The 17,077-nt window shown below is 60.1% G+C and carries 17 protein-coding genes and 1 tRNA gene; 15 read left to right on the forward strand and 3 right to left on the reverse strand.

Annotated elements, in window-relative coordinates:
- Positions 1 to 54: 54 nt before the first annotated feature.
- The 5 genes from cobF (at position 55) to IFT84_RS04325 (ending at position 4,381) form a co-directional block, all read left to right on the forward strand.
- Complete coding sequence (cobF, locus tag IFT84_RS04305) at positions 55 to 816, forward strand: precorrin-6A synthase (deacetylating) (RefSeq protein ID WP_192117364.1); 762 nt, start codon at positions 55 to 57, stop codon at positions 814 to 816.
- 6 nt (positions 817 to 822) lie between these two features.
- On the forward strand, positions 823 to 2,112 hold the full coding sequence (gene cobG / locus IFT84_RS04310; protein WP_192117365.1) for a precorrin-3B synthase: 1,290 nt from the start codon (positions 823 to 825) through the stop codon (positions 2,110 to 2,112).
- Between the two features lie 87 nt (positions 2,113 to 2,199).
- A complete protein-coding gene (locus IFT84_RS04315) occupies positions 2,200 to 2,832 on the forward strand; it encodes a precorrin-8X methylmutase (protein ID WP_192117366.1) in 633 nt (210 codons plus the stop codon).
- 11 nt (positions 2,833 to 2,843) lie between these two features.
- Positions 2,844 to 3,605, forward strand: a complete 762-nt coding sequence (locus tag IFT84_RS04320; protein WP_192117367.1) for a precorrin-2 C(20)-methyltransferase — start codon at positions 2,844 to 2,846, stop codon at positions 3,603 to 3,605.
- Positions 3,602 to 4,381 (forward strand): precorrin-3B C(17)-methyltransferase, encoded by a 780-nt coding sequence (locus IFT84_RS04325; protein ID WP_197975426.1) that lies wholly within the window; start codon positions 3,602 to 3,604, stop codon positions 4,379 to 4,381. The genes IFT84_RS04320 and IFT84_RS04325 overlap by 4 nt, the downstream gene beginning before the upstream one ends.
- Here IFT84_RS04325 and IFT84_RS04330 read toward each other — a convergent pair.
- Positions 4,363 to 5,115: a cobalt-precorrin-6A reductase gene (locus IFT84_RS04330; RefSeq protein ID WP_192117368.1), complete on the reverse strand. Its 753-nt coding sequence runs from the start codon at positions 5,113 to 5,115 to the stop codon at positions 4,363 to 4,365. The genes IFT84_RS04325 and IFT84_RS04330 overlap by 19 nt on opposite strands.
- Here IFT84_RS04330 and cbiE point away from each other — a divergent pair.
- On the forward strand, positions 5,114 to 6,385 hold the full coding sequence (cbiE, locus tag IFT84_RS04335) for a precorrin-6y C5,15-methyltransferase (decarboxylating) subunit CbiE (RefSeq protein ID WP_192117369.1): 1,272 nt from the start codon (positions 5,114 to 5,116) through the stop codon (positions 6,383 to 6,385). The two genes, IFT84_RS04330 and cbiE, sit on opposite strands and share 2 nt — an antisense overlap.
- Positions 6,382 to 7,146, forward strand: a complete 765-nt coding sequence (cobM, locus tag IFT84_RS04340; protein ID WP_192117370.1) for a precorrin-4 C(11)-methyltransferase — start codon at positions 6,382 to 6,384, stop codon at positions 7,144 to 7,146. The genes cbiE and cobM overlap by 4 nt, the downstream gene beginning before the upstream one ends.
- Positions 7,147 to 7,232: 86 nt before the next feature.
- On the opposite strand, the gene IFT84_RS04345 is transcribed toward cobM, so the two are convergent.
- A tRNA-Gly gene (locus tag IFT84_RS04345) sits at positions 7,233 to 7,307 on the reverse strand.
- Positions 7,308 to 7,562: 255 nt separating this feature from the next.
- On the opposite strand from IFT84_RS04345, the gene IFT84_RS04350 reads away from it, so the two are divergent.
- The 4 genes from IFT84_RS04350 (at position 7,563) to IFT84_RS04365 (ending at position 10,073) form a co-directional block, all read left to right on the forward strand.
- Complete coding sequence (locus tag IFT84_RS04350) at positions 7,563 to 8,069, forward strand: prolyl-tRNA synthetase associated domain-containing protein (protein ID WP_192117371.1); 507 nt, start codon at positions 7,563 to 7,565, stop codon at positions 8,067 to 8,069.
- A gap of 63 nt (positions 8,070 to 8,132) precedes the next feature.
- A complete protein-coding gene (gene trxA, locus IFT84_RS04355) occupies positions 8,133 to 9,104 on the forward strand; it encodes a thioredoxin (protein WP_192117372.1) in 972 nt (323 codons plus the stop codon).
- 89 nt (positions 9,105 to 9,193) lie between these two features.
- A complete protein-coding gene (locus IFT84_RS04360) occupies positions 9,194 to 9,877 on the forward strand; it encodes an LON peptidase substrate-binding domain-containing protein (protein ID WP_192117373.1) in 684 nt (227 codons plus the stop codon).
- A gap of 7 nt (positions 9,878 to 9,884) precedes the next feature.
- Positions 9,885 to 10,073, forward strand: a complete 189-nt coding sequence (locus tag IFT84_RS04365) for a Trm112 family protein (RefSeq protein ID WP_192117374.1) — start codon at positions 9,885 to 9,887, stop codon at positions 10,071 to 10,073.
- A gap of 42 nt (positions 10,074 to 10,115) precedes the next feature.
- Here the strand turns inward: IFT84_RS04365 and IFT84_RS04370 are convergent, their stop codons facing one another.
- Positions 10,116 to 11,330 (reverse strand): ubiquinone biosynthesis hydroxylase, encoded by a 1,215-nt coding sequence (locus IFT84_RS04370; RefSeq protein WP_192117375.1) that lies wholly within the window; start codon positions 11,328 to 11,330, stop codon positions 10,116 to 10,118.
- Positions 11,331 to 11,411: 81 nt separating this feature from the next.
- Between IFT84_RS04370 and tesB the strand changes: the two genes are divergently transcribed.
- The 4 genes from tesB to IFT84_RS04390 all read left to right on the forward strand — a co-directional run bounded on the left by tesB (position 11,412) and on the right by IFT84_RS04390 (position 17,066).
- Positions 11,412 to 12,308 (forward strand): acyl-CoA thioesterase II, encoded by an 897-nt coding sequence (gene tesB / locus IFT84_RS04375; RefSeq protein ID WP_192117376.1) that lies wholly within the window; start codon positions 11,412 to 11,414, stop codon positions 12,306 to 12,308.
- A gap of 214 nt (positions 12,309 to 12,522) precedes the next feature.
- A complete protein-coding gene (locus IFT84_RS04380) occupies positions 12,523 to 12,861 on the forward strand; it encodes a P-II family nitrogen regulator (protein WP_192117377.1) in 339 nt (112 codons plus the stop codon).
- Positions 12,862 to 12,888: 27 nt separating this feature from the next.
- Positions 12,889 to 14,250: an ammonium transporter gene (locus tag IFT84_RS04385; RefSeq protein WP_192117378.1), complete on the forward strand. Its 1,362-nt coding sequence runs from the start codon at positions 12,889 to 12,891 to the stop codon at positions 14,248 to 14,250.
- 221 nt (positions 14,251 to 14,471) lie between these two features.
- The gene (locus IFT84_RS04390; protein WP_192117379.1) at positions 14,472 to 17,066 is read left to right on the forward strand and encodes an FtsK/SpoIIIE family DNA translocase; all 2,595 of its coding nucleotides are present in this window, start codon (positions 14,472 to 14,474) and stop codon (positions 17,064 to 17,066) included.
- Positions 17,067 to 17,077 lie beyond the last annotated feature (11 nt).

A 17,077-nucleotide genomic window follows, 5' to 3' on the forward strand; every position in this document is an offset into this window, starting at 1 on the left:
ATCGACTTTTTGCGCGGAAATGCGTATGCGAGGACAACAACGAGAGTGAGTTTCATGCGACATGTGCGTGTCATCGGCATTGGAGCGGGCAATCCCGAACATATGACCGTGCAGGCAATCACCGCGCTGAACAGTGCCGACGTGCTGTTCATACCCACCAAGGGTGCGGAAAAGGCAGCCTTGGCGCAGGCGCGGCGTGACATTTGCACGCGCTTTCTGACGAGAGACGTACACACACAAGAATTTGCGGTGCCTGTGCGGCGCAGCGATGCGGACTACACCGAGACTGTGAATGCATGGCATGCCGCCATTGCGCAAACCTATGCTGACCTGATCGCCACCCTCACGGAGACGCAAACAGCCGCCTTTCTGGTCTGGGGTGATCCAAGCCTCTACGACAGCACCATTCGCATTCTGGAGCGGGTGAAGGACATGGGTCAGGTGGCGTTTGATTATGACGTTATTCCCGGCATCACCAGCATTCAGGCGCTGTGCGCCAGTCACCGTATTCCCCTCAATCTCATTGGAAAACCGGTTCACATCACCACCGGACGCGCTGCCAGCACAGAGGATTTTAGCAACGGCGCATCCGCCGTGGTCATGCTGGATGGCGAGCAGGCATTTAACCGGCTGCATGAGCATGATGCCACGATCTACTGGGGGGCCTATCTGGGCAGCGCTCAGGAAATTACAGTGGCGGGCAATCTGGCAGAGGTGGCGGACACGATCACCAAAGCCCGCGCAGAGGCCCGCGCCGCCAATGGGTGGATTATGGATACCTATCTGATTCGCACTGCCAAGGATTTTGACGTATAAAGCGGCATGAATGGTGTTGCCGATTCCCCCGCCAATATATTGGGTAACGCGCACGCGCGCGGCGCCTGCCCGTCCCTGTCTGCCCCCATGCAGACGGGTGATGGCCTGTTGGTACGGCTGAAACCGGCGGCATTGGGGTTGCCACCCGATACGCTGTCCGCGCTGGCTGACCTCGGACAGCGCCACGGCAACGGCATTCTGGAAATTACGGCCCGTGGAAACCTGCAAATTCGCGGGCTGACGGAGACAAGCGCCTGCCTGCTGGCAGAAGACGTCAACGCGCTGAAGATTGATCCCGCAGGCGCACCCGCCATCGAGATACCACCATTGGCGGGGCTGGACCCAACGGAAATTCTTGACCCCCGACCGCTGGCCGAGGCTCTGCGCACAGCCATTACCCATGCCGCCTACCGGCTGGCTCCAAAACTGGCCATCACCCTCAACGGCGGCGGTCGGCTGCATCTGGGAGCTGCCTCTGCCGATATTCGGCTGGATGCCGTGTCCGGATCACCGCCGCTTTGGCGCGTGGCCGTTGGCGGCACCGCCAAAACGGCGCGTGGAATTGATGTGGTCAGCGCTGAAAATGCCGTGGCTTCTGTTCTGACCATCCTTCGCAGCCTCCATGAGCGTGGCCCGAAAACAAGGGGGCGGGATATCGCTCCAGAGTCGATCCATCTGCCGGGCGATATGCCCGGGGATGGGCCCGATCAGCCGGACATTGCTCCGTCGGGTGTTCATTCCTTCGATACGGGCCAGACGGTTTTGGGCGTTGCGCTTGCCTTCGGTCAGGTATCGGCCTCCACGCTGATGCGGCTGATGGTTGCCGCTGGAAACGCTGATATTGCCGATGTGCGCCTGGCCCCCGGCCATGCTCTATTGCTGACCGGTGTGGAGGCCGACCGGCTGGCTGCCCTGCAAGCCCAAGCCCACGCGCTGGGCTTCATTACGCAAGCCGATGCACCCGGCAATTTTATTTCCGCCTGCGCCGGTGCACCGGCTTGCGCGTCGGCAGGCATTGATACCAAAGACGTGGCCGCCAGTCTTATCGCGACAGTGCCGGGCCTGTTCGATGGTTCGGTGGATGTGCATATTTCCGGCTGCGCCAAGGGCTGCGCCCACCCCGCTCCCGCAGGGCTGACGCTCGCGCCCGTTGCCGGTGGCATCGGCTATGTGCTGGATGGTGCCGCACATGCCGCAGAGGCCCGGTTTGATGTGCAGTCTTTTTCATCCGCCATGCGGGCAAAACCGGCGCATGAAACAGCGCGGCAGCATCTGGCGCGGTTTGCCGCTCGATGACGGTCCCGATGGCAGTCTTGACGAAACCCATTGCTTTCACACGCCTGCAATCGTATGCGCAGCAATCCCGCTTCTGGAAGTGCCGACATGTCCGACTATGATTATATCCGCGATGGAAACGCGATTTATGAGCGCTCCTTCGCGATCATCCGCGCAGAAGCGGATTTGGCGCGCTTTGACGAGGCTGAGGCCGATATTGCCGTGCGGATGATTCACGCCTGCGGCGTGGTGGACGCAGCACAGTATTTTGAGTTTTCGCCCGGGTTTGCTGCAGGCGCACGAAACGCCTTGCAACACGGCGCGCCTATTCTGTGTGATGCGGAAATGGTGGCACGGGGCGTAACCCATGCCAGACTGCCCGCCAACAATGCCGTGATCTGTACCCTGCGCGATCCGCGCACTGTGACCTTGGCCGCAGAGATCGGCAATACCCGCTCTGCCGCGGCACTGAAACTGTGGGTGGAGCATATGGCAGGCGCAGTTGTTGCCATCGGCAATGCGCCCACAGCCCTGTTCTTTCTTCTGGACATGCTGCGTAATGGCGCACCCCGCCCTGCCGCCATCATCGGCATGCCTGTGGGCTTTGTCGGAGCGGCTGAGTCCAAGGATGCGCTGGCAGCCGACGCCCACGGCATTCCCTATGCCATCGTGCGTGGCCGGATGGGGGGCAGTGCCATGACCGCAGCGGCCATCAACGCGCTAGCGAGGCCCGGCCTATGAGCAGTGCCCCTATGAGCAGCACCAGACACGGACGCCTGATCGGTGTCGGCACTGGCCCTGGCGACCCGGAACTGTTGACGCTCAAAGCGGTGCGTGCGCTGGATGAGGCGGATGTGGTGGCCTATTTCGCCAAGCTTGGACGGCGCGGCAATGGCCGCACCATTGTCGATGGCCTGTTAAAACCCGGCATTGTCGAACTTCCGCTTTACTATCCCGTGACCACGGAAATCGACAAGGACCACGACGACTACCGCAGCCAGATCACCGCCTTTTATGACCGCTCCGCGCGCGATGTCGCCGCACATCTGACCGCTGGGCGCACCGTTGCGGTGTTGAGCGAGGGGGACCCGCTGTTTTACGGCTCCTACATGCACCTGCATGTGCGGCTGTCCGCCCTGTTTGACACCGAGGTCGTGCCCGGCATCACGGCCATGTCGGGCTGTTGGTCCGCCGCCGGTCTGCCGCTGGTGCAGGGGGACGATGTGCTGTCGGTTCTGCCCGGCACCATGCCGGAGGAGGAACTGACGCGGCGCGTGGCGGAGGCCGATGCCGCCGTGATCATGAAGGTTGGCCGCCACCTTGGTAAAATTCGACGCGCCTTGGCCGCTTGCGGCAAGCTGGAGGGTGCCGTCTACGTGGAACGTGGCACCATGGCCAATGCCTCCATGTCGGCGCTGACCCACAAGCTGGACAATGCCTCGCCCTATTTTTCGCTTGTGCTGGTTCCCGGCTGGACGGAGCGTTTGCAGGGGCTGGATGAGGCCGCGCAATGAGCGGCACTTTATCAATTATCGGCACTTTATCCGTGATTGGTACCGGCCCCGGCGGCGCACACCAGATGACGCCGGAAGCGCTGAACGCTGCGGCCAGCGCAACGGAGTTTTTCGGCTACGGTCCCTATCTCGACCGGCTCTCTCTGGCACCCCACCAGAAGCGGATTGCCTCCGACAACCGGGAAGAGCTGCACCGCGCCAAGGCCGCGCTGACCCGCGCTGCCAGCGGTCAACATGTTTGTGTCGTGTCCGGCGGAGACCCGGGCGTCTTTGCCATGGCCGCTGCCATTTGCGAGGCTATCGACCATGGGCCGGACGAATGGCGCAGCATCGATTTGCAGATAACCCCCGGTGTTACCGCCATGCTGGCCGTGGCCGCGCGCATCGGTGCGCCGCTGGGCCATGATTTTTGCGCCATCTCGCTGTCTGATAATCTTAAGCCCTGGGATGTGATCGAGGCACGGCTGAAAGCTGTCGCGTCCGCCGGTCTCGTCATTGCGCTGTACAACCCGATCAGCAAAGCGCGCCCCTGGCAGCTTGGAAAAGCATTTGATGTGCTGCGCGCACTTTTGCCAGCAACCGTGCCCGTGATTTTCGGCCGCGCCGCCGGACGGCCGGATGAGCGCATCGACACCATGCCCCTTGGTGCCGCCGATGCCAACCGCGCCGACATGGCGACCTGCGTCATCATCGGCACGGCTGAGACACGCACGGTTGTCCGTCCGGGCTTGCCTGATCTTGTCTACAGTCCGCGCTTTTACGGAGAAAAGGCGTGATCAATCATCGCCAGCGCTTCGTCCACCGTTCCGGCAACCTTGCCGCCTGTGATACCCTTGCGCGCCACCATAATGACCTCAATGCCCAGTTGCCGCGCGGCCTCGATCTTTCCATAGGTCGCGCTTCCGCCGCTGTTCTTGGCGACGATGCAATCGATATGATGCTGTTGCAAAAGCGCGATTTCATCCTCAAGCGCAAAGGGACCGCGTGCCAGCACGGTGCGCACGTGCGGCAGCGCCAAAGGCGGCACCACCGGATCGACACTGCGCACCAGATAATCATGCTGCGGTGCAGCCTCGAACATATGCGCTTCCTGCCGCCCGATAGCGAGAAAGACGCGGGTGCGTTTTTCTCCGAGCAGGGGCACTGCAGCAGCAACGCTGTCCACCTCGTGCCAGCGATCACCCGGCTGCTGCACCCATTGCGGACGGCGCAATGTAATCAAGCCTATGCCCGTAGCCATTGCTGCGCTTTGCGCATTGGCCGAAATGCGGCTGGCAAAGGGATGGGTAGCATCTATCAAGAGATCGACACCCTTTTCCCGCAACCAGTGCGCCAGACCCTCCGCACCACCAAACCCGCCGCTGCGGACCGGAACGGCTTGATACAAGGGCTGCTCCGTTCGCCCGGCCAGCGACAGCGTGACAGTGACCCCAAACCGCGCCGCCAGCTTTTGCGCCAGCAGCCGGGCCTCGGTCGTGCCGCCCAATATCAGCAAATGGTGGCTGCGCATGGCTGAACCTGTTGTTGCCCCGTGGTTGTCGATCATTGGCATTGGCGAGGATGGTCTAGCGGGTCTGGGCGATGCCGCCAAGGCCACACTTGGCCGCGCCGCTGTCGTTTATGGTGGCAAACGCCATCTAGAGCTGGCCGATACCCTGATCTCCGGCACACGCCATGTCTGGCTTAGTCCATTTTCGCAGTCCATTGACGATATCATGTCACGCCGGGGCACGCCGATCGTGGTGCTGGCATCCGGCGATCCCTTTCTCTACGGCGTTGGTGCAACGCTATCGCGGCTGGTTTCGGCTAACGAAATGACTGTGTTTCCAGCCCCCTCGGCCTTTTCACTGGCAGCAGCCCGCCTTGGCTGGCCCTTGCAGGATGTGGAAACCGTTTCGCTGCACGGCAGACCCATCGATCTGATCCGCCCTTTGCTGCATCCGGGTTGCCGCATCCTTGCGCTGACCTCTGATGAGACCGGCCCCGCAGACCTCGCGGCGCTTTTAACCGAGGCCGGGTTTGGCAGTTCGGCTTTCACTGTGCTGGAAGCTTTGGGAGGCAACCAGGAGCGTATCAGCCACCATCAGGCTGACCGCTTTGCGCTGCCAACCGTGAACCCGCTGAACGTGGTGGCTATCGACGTCAAGGCGCACAGCGACGCCCGCATTGATGCCCGCATTCTGCCGCTCGGCTTCGGGCTGGATGATGCGCTGTTTGAGAATGATGGCCAGATCACCAAGCGGGAAATTCGCGCGGTAACCCTGTCGGCCCTGTCGCCGCGTCGCGGGCAGTTGCTGTGGGATATCGGCGGCGGGTCCGGTTCCATCAGCATAGAGTGGATGCTGGCGCATCCATCGCTCCGCGCAATCGCCATTGAACCGGTACCCGAGCGCGTGGAGCGCATACGCCGCAACGCACAAACCTGTGGCGTTCCGGCTTTGAGCGTTGTGGAAGGGAAAGCACCGCAGGCACTTGCAGGCCTTGACGCGCCCGACGCTATTTTTATCGGTGGTGGCGGCAGTGGCGAGGGTGTGCTGGAGGCCACAATGGCGGCATTAAAGCCCGGCGGACGGCTGGTTGCCAACGCCGTAACACTGGAAATGGAAGCCGTGCTTCTGGCCGCGCAGGCGCGCCATGGCGGTAGCCTGACCCGGCTGGATATTTCCCGCGCCAGCCCCGTGGGGCACCTCACCGGCTGGCGACCGGCCATGCCTGTAACCCAATGGGCTTGGACAAAAGGGGCCTATCCAAAAAAAGATACAGAGGGAGAGACGGCATGACCGTTCATTTCATCGGCGCGGGCCCCGGTGCCGCCGACCTTATCACCGTGCGCGGTCGTGATCTTATCGCCCGCTGCCCCGTGTGCCTGTATGCAGGCTCCATCGTCTCGCCAGAATTATTGACCTATTGCCCGCCCGATGCGCGTATCGTGGATACTGCACCCTTGTCGCTGGATGACATCGAGGCGGAATACATCGCAGCCGAGGCCGCCGGTCACGACATTGCCCGCCTTCATTCGGGCGATCTGTCCGTGTGGAGTGCTGTGGCCGAGCAGATGCGGCGTCTGGATGCCCTCGGCATCGCCTACACGCTCACCCCCGGTGTTCCCTCCTTTGCCGCTGCGGCAGCAGCCCTCGGCCGCGAACTGACCATTCCCGCCGTCGCCCAGAGCCTCGTGCTCACCCGTGTTTCGGGCCGCGCCTCGCCGATGCCGGATGGGGAAACGTTGGCCAATTTCGGCGCCACGGGTGCAACGCTTGCCATCCACCTCGCCATCCACGCGCTCACCCGGGTGGTGGACGAACTGACCCCGCTTTACGGACCGGATTGCCCGGTGGCCATCGTGGTGAAAGCATCCTGGGCGGACGAGCGCATCGTGCGCGGCACATTATCCACCATTGCTGCCAAAGTTGCCGCTGATCCGATTGAGCGCACGGCACTGATTTTCGTGGGCAAGGGTCTTGAGAGCGAGGATTTCCGCGAAAGTGCGTTGTATGACGCGGGCTATCAGCGGCGTTTTCGCGGGCGGGACGGGCTTTAGCAGCCCTGCACCCGAAATCTGACAATGACCGGTTGAACCCGGTTTTACATCACAGCAGTGGCAAAGGAAATTTAATCCAGAAAAACTGGAGCGGGTGAAGCGATTCGAACGCTCGACCCCAACCTTGGCAAGGTTGTGCTCTACCCCTGAGCTACACCCGCTCAAATCCACAGGTCCGGGGTAACTGGTGACCGTGGCGTCGCTTGCAGTTTACTGTCTAAGTTTCCTGCGGCGACGGGCGGTGTATGCCCCAGCCATTTCAGAATTGCAACAGGGAAAATGCGTCCGCCTGATTTTTTTTGAACCACCCTCTGCAAAGCCCTGCAAATGCTTGAAACCAGGTTCGCGCTTGCGTCCAAACACCAGGGACTTTATCAACAGAACCATAGCCTTGCCTGATCAAAGGACGAATCGCCTTGGAAAAATCCGTCAAAACAGCCGCTGATTTGTTCGCTTTTCTCGATGATCTTGGAATCAAGCACACGACCAAGCATCACCCCCCGGTTTTCACCGTGGCGGAATCGGTTTCGCTGCGCGATGAAATTCCCGGCGGTCACACCAAGAACCTGTTCGTCAAAGACAAGAAGGACAATTTCTTTCTGCTGACGGTGGAGGAACATGCCGTCGTGGACCTCAAAACCGTGCACACCGTTATCGGGGCCGCCAGCAAGGTTTCCTTCGGGAAGCCGGAAAAGTTGATGGAGTATCTCGGTGTTATTCCCGGTGCCGTGACAGCGTTTGGAGCCATTAACGATACGGATAAGGCCGTTACCATTGTTCTGGACGAGGACCTGATGCGCGAAGAGGTTATCAACGCGCATCCCCTTTCCAATGACGCGACAACATCGATTGCCGCCAGCGACCTCATCCGGTTTCTGGAAGCGACGGGACATACGCCACTTGTCTTGAAAGTATCGTCCTGAAATACGATCTAATAGCGAACTTAGATAGGATGAAGGGCAATTGCCCTTCCTGTAGGGGGAATGATGAGCGGCACCGGCAATCCATATGCAAGCGCGCACAGTTACCAGCTCAGTGGCGCGGCCAACCTCGGCACTGGTCAGAAGCCAGCAGCAGCCACAGGCGCTATCAAGGATACCACCACCGCAACCTTTGCCCGGGATGTGATCGAAGAATCTCGCAACCAGCCTGTTCTGGTGGATTTCTGGGCACCGTGGTGCGGACCGTGCAAACAGCTTCAGCCAATCATTGAAAAGGTGGTTGGCGAGAGCAATTGCCGGGTCAAACTGGTCAAGCTGAACATTGACGAGCATCCCGCCATTCCCGGCCAGATGGGCATCCAGTCGATTCCGGCGGTGGTCGCGTTCGTCAACGGCCGCCCTGCCGATGGATTTATGGGTGCGATCCCGGAAAGTCAGATCCGCGAGTTTATCGAGCGCGTTGCCGGTCCTGCGACCGACGATGCGAAAGCGGAGATCGAATCCGTGCTTGCCGAAGCGGCCCAACTGTTCGCCGATGGGGATGTTCACAGTGCCGGCCAGCTCTATGACGCGGTGCTCCAGGCCGACCCGGAAAGCGCAGCCGCGCTGGCGGGCATGGCCAATTGCCTGATTTCCACCGGCCAGCTGGCGCAAGCCCGGACGCTGCTTGCCGAATTGCCTGAAGCCCTTGCGGGCGACAGTGCCGTTCAGGCGGCTGTGAAAAAACTCGATCAGATCGAGGAAGCCCGCAAGCTGGGAGATCCGCAGGCACTGGAGCAGATCCTTGTGGCCAATCCCGATGACCATGCAGCCCGTATCAACCTTGCCAAAATCAGAAATGTCGAGGGGGAGCGCGGCGTTGCCGCCGACCATCTGCTGACTGTCATGAAACGCGACCGGACCTTCGATGACGATGGCGCGCGTCGCCAGCTTCTGGCGTTTTTTGATGTGTGGGGGCCCACGGACCCGGCCACGTTGGCCGCGCGGCGCAAGCTATCGTCCATTCTGTTTTCTTAATATATCATGGGGTAGCGGTTGAGATTCATGCCGCCGCGCCCCATTTAAAGCGTGTCGTAACACGCATTGAGACGAACGGGAAAAATGCCATGCAGGTGGGAAACGCACGATATCTGAAACCGGAGGACGTTCCTGAGATTGTACCGGTGTTTCCATTGACCGGCGGCCTGCTGCTTCCCGGCGCACAATTACCCCTTAACATATTCGAGCCACGCTATCTGTCTATGGTGGATGATGCCCTGGCTGGAAAACGCCTGATTGGTATTATCCAGCCTGCGCTCACCGCCATGACACAGGAGGAAAGCCCGGTTGCGCCGCAAGCGCCTTTGAGCCCGATTGGTGGCCTCGGTCGGCTGACATCGTTTGCCGAGACCGGTGATGGGCGCTATGTCATATCACTAACCGGCATTTGCCGGTTTCGTTTGTTTGAAGAGGCTTCGAGCAACAAGGTCTACCGCCAGTTCAAGATCGCGCCCTTCGCCGCCGATCTGACCACCAGCGAGGATGACAGCCAGGTCAACCGCCCTGCCCTTCTCAGCGCTTTCAAGGCATATCTGAAGGCCAACAAGCTGGAAGCGGACTGGGACAGCGTGGAGAGAGCCAACAACACGACGCTCGTCAACTCCATGTCGATGATGTCGCCCTTCAGCCCGGCTGAAAAGCAGGCCTTGCTGGAAGCACCGGATTTGAAAACCCGGGCAGAAACGCTGATTGCCATTACCGAAATGGTACTGGCGCGCTCATCCGGCGATTTCGACAGCGTTCTGCAATAGGTGCGTCATGGATGTAAATACCAGCAAGGTTGACCCGAAGCTTCTGGAACTGCTCGTTTGCCCGCTGACGAAAACCACGCTGAATTATGACTCGCAAGCCAATGAGCTGATTTCCAAAAAGGCAAGTTTGGCCTACCCGATCCGGGACGGGATTCCGATCATGTTGATTTCAGAAGCGCGCAAGCTTGAGGTCTAAACCTCTTGTTTTGTCGCATTCGGAGAGTCAAAGGCCGTCGCTTTAGATTGGCTGCCCCGCGAGCAAACGCGGATTGCGCTGTCCTGTCGTTCCCGAAGCCTGTCCGATGAAGAACGATTTCAGCGATGGCATTCGTTCCACCAGACCAAGCCCGATATCGCGGGCAACACGAATCGGTGTTGAATCGTTGGAAAACAGCCGGTTCAGCACGTCGGTCGTTACCCCCATGCGGAACGTATCGAACCGCCGCCAGGTCTGGTAACGCTCCAGAATCGTCAGTGAGCCGATATCCAGTCCCAGCCGGTCGGCCTCCACCACCGTTTCGGCCAAAGCTGCGACGTCCTTGAACCCAAGGTTCAGACCCTGTCCGGAAATCGGGTGAATGCCATGGGCAGCGTCGCCAGCCAGCGCAAAACGCGGGGCCACGAACTGGCGGGCAAGCGTCAGCCCCAACGGGAACGCCTGCTTCTTGCCGACCACCTTCAGCGCGCCCAGCTTGTGGCCGAACCGGCGCTCCAGCTCATCCTCAAAAATCAGATCATCGCTCTCGATCAATCGGTTGGCATCTTCCGTACGCTCGGTCCACACCAGTGACGAACGGTTGTTGGCCAGCGGCAACACAGCAAACGGACCAGCGGGCAGGAAATGCTCCTCCGCCGTGCCATCATGCGGGCGCTCATGCTCAACCGTGGTGACGATGCCGGACTGACCGTAATTCCAGCTCACGGTCTTGATACCAGCTGCATCGCGCAGCCGTGATTTGACGCCATCGCAGGCCACCAGCAGGCGAGCTTCGAGTGTCTCGCCGTTTTGCAGCGTGACAACAACACTATGGTCGCCCGTCTTGAAGGATTGCGCCATGGTTGACTGGCGAATCTCGATGCCGAGGGTGTCGCACGCCTTGCGCAGCGCGCCGACCATGGCAACATTGGGCACCATATGGGCAAAGGGCGTGCCGTCATCGGTCACACCATCGAATGTCAGAAAGACAGGCCGCACCGGATCGGCGGTTTTCGAGTCGGTAATCACCATGCGGCGGATGGGCTCGGCCTGCGGGGCAATCTCGTCCCACACGCCCAGCACATCCAGCATGTTGGAGGCGGCAGCGGCGATGGCGGATGCCCGCTCGTCGCGTTGCCAAACGCCTTCCGGCGCACCGTCGATGACGGTGACCGCCAGATGCGGCGCTGCCTTGCGGATCGATACGGCGAGCGACAGGCCGACATAGCCGCCGCCAGCAATCAGTACATCGATCATTGCATTCTCCTGTGATCCCAGCCTATGCCGTTGTATATAGAGCATGCTGACCTGATTTCATACCTCTGGAGAATGGCCCAAATGTCGCGCCCGCCCGAAGCACCAACTGAAACACCTAGCGCCATGGAAGGCCTGCTGGCCACGCTGGACCTGACACAAACCGGTGAGGATCGCTTTCAGGGCGTCAGTCCGCAAGTGGGCTGGCAGCGTGTGTTCGGCGGGCAAGTCATCGCGCAGGCGCTGATGGCGGCATGCCGGACCGTTGAGGCCGACCGCCATGTGCATTCGCTTCACGCCTACTTCATGCGCCCCGGCGACCCCTCCGTTCCCATCGACTATGAAGCAGAACGGATGCGCGATGGCCGCAGCTTTGCCACACGGCGCGTGGTGGCCAGTCAGCATGGTCAGGCCATCTTTGCCCTCTCGGCCTCATTCCAGTTCGACGAAGACGGCTTCGAGCATCAGATCGAAATGCCCGATGTACCGATGCCCGATACACTGCCGGGCGAGCAGGAGATTCGCGACTCGGTTTTGAAACATGCGCCGGCAGGCATAAGACGCTACTGGCAGCAACCACGCCCGATTGAGATTCGCCCCGTTCTGCTGAAACGCTACTTTGCCCGCGATGCGCTGGAGCCCGTACAGGATGTGTGGGTGCGTGCCACCGGCCCTGTCCCGAATGATCGCCATATGCAGGCCGTTGTGCTGGCTTACCTGTCCGACATGACACTGCTGGACACCTCGCTCCACGCCCACGGCACGTCAATTTTCGATCCTAGCCTGCAAGTCGCCAGTATCGACCATGCCATGTGGTTTCATCGGCCTTTTTCCTTCGATGACTGGCTGCTGTACACGCAGGATAGCCCAAGCGCCTCAGGTAGCCGGGGCATGAACCGCGGCAGCCTGTTCAACCGGCAAGGGCAGTTGATTGCGTCAGTTGCGCAGGAAGGTTTGATTCGGAAAAAGGCAAACGCCTAAATCAGCGCCAATTTTTCAATAATGATTACTTTTTAATCAACCGCAATCGTTCATTTCGGCAGCGCAGCCTAATCTCTGCGCTGCTTTTCTATTTCTTTCATATATTTCAATTACTTATAACATGCCTTCGAATCTGGCACGGCCCTTGAATGGTAATAGCAGGCCCCGCGTCTTTTTTGCGCCTGGGGCAGCCGGAAACGAATGGGGAAGCCAGATGAAAATTGTGATGGCCATTATCAAGCCGTTCAAACTCGATGAGGTGCGCGAAGCGCTGACCGCTGTCGGCATTCAGGGCCTGACGGTCACGGAAGTCAAAGGTTACGGCCGCCAGAAGGGGCACACGGAAATCTACCGTGGCACGGAATACGCCGTCAGCTTTCTGCCAAAACTCAAGATCGAGATCGCGGTCGCGTCCGAAATTGCCGACAGGGCCGTTGAAGCCATCGCATCCGCCGCCAAGACCGGCCAGATCGGCGACGGCAAGATTTTCGTTTATTCGATCGATCATGCCGTGCGTATCCGCACCGGCGAAACCAATAGCGAAGCGCTGTAAGTGACTGTTCAGGGGAGCACCAAGTCCATGTCTTCATTCAAGATTTCAACTCTTCTGGCCGGTGTGGGCGCAGCGACGGTCGCGACACTTGCACCGCTGGTCGCGTTTGCGCAGGAGGCCGTCGCACCGGCGGCAGAAGTTGCCGCAGCCGCGCCTTTGCCCGAAAAGGCCGATACGGCCTTTATGTATATCGCCACCATCCTCGTTCTCTTCATGGTCGTTCCGGGTCTGGCCCTGTTCTATGGTGGCCTTGTGCGCGCCAAGAACATGCTGTCCGTACTGATGCAGACCACCATGATTGCGGCTGTGATGATGCTGGTATGGGTAACCTACGGCTATTCCTTCGCATTCGGCGGGTCCACCAGCGCGTTCTTCGGGGGCTTCGGCAAGCTTTTCCTTAGTGGCGTTACCGTTGACAGCACGTCTGCCACCTTCAGCGAGGGCGTTGTCATTCCCGAATACATCTTCATCTGCTTCCAGATGACATTTGCCTGCATTACACCGGCGCTGATCATCGGTGCTTTTGCCGAGCGTATTCGCTTTTCCGCCGTTATCCTGTTCACGATTCTCTGGGCAACATTCGTTTACTTCCCCGTTGCACACATGGTCTGGGATGCAAACGGCTACATTTTCAAGATGGGCGCGCTTGATTTTGCTGGCGGCACGGTTGTGCATATCAACGCCGGCATTGCAGGCCTCGTCGGTGCCATCGTCATCGGCCAGCGTACAGGCTTCGGCAAGGACATGATGGCACCCCATTCCATGACACTGACCATGGTCGGCGCTGCCATGCTGTGGGTGGGCTGGTTCGGCTTTAACGCCGGTTCCAACCTCGAAGTTGGTGGCGGCGCGCTGCTCGGCACCATCAACACCTTCGTTGCCACTGCTGCTGCTATCGTTTCGTGGTCGCTGGTTGAAAACTTTGCACGCGGCAAGGCTTCCATGCTCGGCGGCGTTTCCGGCATGGTTGCTGGCCTCGTTGCCATCACCCCTGCTGCCGGTTCGGTTGGGCCGATGGGCGCTATCGTTCTCGGTCTCATCGTTTCGCCGATCTGCTACTTCTTCGTCGCAACAGTCAAAAACAAGTTCGGCTATGACGACACGGCAGACGTGTTCGGCATTCACGGCGTTGGTGGCATCATCGGTGCTCTCGGCACCGGCATCTTCACAGCCCCATCGCTGGGCGGCACAGGCGGTGCGGACTTCTCGATTGCCGGTCAGCTGGTCACACAGGCCACTGCCGTTCTCATCACCATTGTCTGGTGCGGCGTGGTGTCCTTCATCCTCTACAAGATTGTAGATGCCATCGTCGGCCTGCGTGTGCCTGTTGAAGCCGAGCGGGAAGGCCTTGACCTCTCCTCGCATGGTGAAGCGGCCTACCACAGCTAAAAACAACTCAAAGAGCGTGCCAACTTGCCCGGATCTGTCTCAGATCCGGGCTTTTTTGTTGGTAGAGTTGGGTTTTCGCAGCACAACCACCCATGGTTAATGTCACATTAACTGTCGGGTTCTACTCTGGCCGCTCTTCAAGGGGTAACCGCGTGTGCGCGGCAGGCACACTCCGTTCGGGCACTGCCCGGACGTGATACCAGAACGGGCAAGCAGGCAAGATGAGCAGAAGCAATCCAGCAGTGTTTGACAGCCAATCCGAACGGTTCGTGCTGACCACCTTCGTATGGCGGCAGGTTGCCGCGCTCGCCGGGTTTGCGCTATTGGCGCTTTTGGGGCTGGCTGTGGCTGCGCTCTCCACCTGGAATGTTGCCGATCCCAGCTTCTCCTTTGCCACCGGTGCGGAACCGACGAACATTCTGGGCACGGGCGGTGCGGCGTTTGCCGATCTATTCATGCAGTTCTTTGGCCTTGCCAGCGTCATGGCGCTGCTGCCTGCCCTTGCCTGGGCGCGTGTGCTGATCCGCGCCAAGCGGTTTGATCGCATTCCGCGGCGTTTGGCGGCGTGGTTTGGCGGTTCGGTTCTGGCGTCAGCAACGCTCAGCTGTATCGCCCCGCCCGTCACATGGCCGCTGCCAAGCGGGCTCGGCGGCGTATTCGGCGATATGATCCTGCGCTTTCCGGCTCTGTTTATCGGCACCTACCCCACCGGCACGTTCGCCACCATTCTGGCGGTGGTGTTTGCCGTGCCCGCACTCTGGTTGCTGGTCTACAGCGCCGGTCTCATCGGCGTCAGCGATGCGCCGGAACCGGACGAGCAGGACGTGTCACAGACGCCATCCAAAGCCATCAGCATCCAAGACGGCCAGGACGAGCGCGAGGGACCATTGACGCTGGCCTTCGGCGCGCTGACCCATGTGTGGTTTACCGGCCAGGCCCGTATCCGCCGTATTTTCGGCTTGACGGGGCGAAAGGCTGCCCAGCGCGATTACGATGAGCCCTATGATTTCAACAATGACGAATTCGGCACCCTGAACGAGCCGGTCCGCGCCAAGGGCAAGACCAGTGTTCAACCCGGTCAGCGCGTCGAGCCGTCGCTGGATCGCTCGGAACGCCGCGTCGTCGCGGCCCCGCCGATGGGGTTCGATGACGATACCAATGACGATGAGAATGACGACGCCCCGTTCGATATCGCACCGCCGCGCGGCGTGATTGTGGATGATGAGGCACCCTATCTGGCACCGCGCAAGGCTGCCGCCAAAGTCGCCACCCCACGGCCTCCCCAGTCCAACGGCACGTTTACCCTGCCACCGCTGCAGTTTCTGGCAGAGCCGAAAAATGTGCAACGCGATGCAACGCTGTCCGCCGATGCGCTGGAGCAGAACGCCCGTCTTCTCGAAGGCGTTCTGGAAGATTTTGGTGTGAAGGGTGAAATCATTCACGTCCGTCCCGGGCCGGTCGTCACCCTCTATGAGCTGGAACCGGCTCCTGGCATCAAATCTTCGCGTGTGATCGGTCTGGCCGATGATATTGCGCGCTCCATGAGCGCCATTGCCGCCCGCGTGGCGGTCGTGCCGGGCCGCAACGCCATCGGCATTGAGCTGCCCAACCAGCGCCGTGAGACCGTGTACCTGCGTGAACTCATCGGCTCGCGTGATTTCGAATCCAGCAAGGCGCGTCTTGCCATGGCGCTCGGCAAGACCATTGGTGGCGAACCGGTGATCACAGACATCGCCAAGATGCCGCACCTTCTGGTAGCAGGCACCACAGGCTCGGGTAAATCCGTTGCCATCAACACCATGATCCTGTCGATCCTGTACCGCATGACGCCGGACCAGTGCCGCCTGATCATGATCGACCCGAAAATGCTGGAACTTTCCGTCTATGACGGTATTCCGCATCTGCTTTCGCCTGTTGTGACCGATCCGAAAAAGGCCGTGGTAGCGCTGAAATGGACCGTGCGGGAGATGGAAGAGCGCTACAAAAAAATGTCCAAGATTGGCGTGCGCAACATTGATGGCTTCAACAGCCGCGTGGAGCAGGCACTGGCCAAGGGCGAAGCGATTTCACGTACGGTGCAGACGGGCTTTGACCGCCAGACCGGCGAGGCCGTGTATGAAACGGAAGAGTTCGACCTCAAAGCGCTGCCCTATATTGTTGTCGTGATCGATGAAATGGCCGACCTGATGATGGTGGCGGGCAAGGATATTGAAGGTGCGGTACAGCGCTTGGCACAGATGGCGCGTGCCGCTGGCATCCATGTCATCATGGCGACGCAGCGCCCGTCCGTGGATGTGATCACCGGCACCATCAAGGCCAACTTCCCCACCCGCATTTCGTTTCAGGTGACCTCCAAGATCGACAGCCGCACCATTCTGGGCGAGCAGGGTGCCGAACAACTGCTGGGCATGGGCGACATGCTCTATATGGCCGGTGGCGGCCGCATTCAGCGCGTGCACGGTCCTTTCGTCTCCGATTCCGAGGTGGAAGAGGTCGTGGCCTACCTCAAGACACAAGGCTCCCCGCAATACCTCGATGCCATTACCGAGGAAGATGAGGATGAGGCCGATGGCGGCGGACCGGTCGGCAGCGGCAATCTGGCCGACTCGGACGACCCTTACGATCAGGCTGTTGCCGTGGTGCTGCGTGATGGCAAGGCATCCACCTCCTACATCCAGCGCCGTCTGGGCATTGGCTATAACCGCGCGGCCTCGTTAATCGAACGCATGGAGCAGGAGGGTATCATCAGCCCTGCCAACCACGCCGGAAAACGCGAAATTCTGGTGCCAACCGAAGACGAGATAACCGGCCTTTGACCATACAGTGT

This window comes from Rhizobium sp. CFBP 8762 (assembly GCF_014841565.1).
In the GTDB taxonomy this organism is placed as follows: Bacteria; Pseudomonadota; Alphaproteobacteria; order Rhizobiales; family Rhizobiaceae; genus CFBP-8762.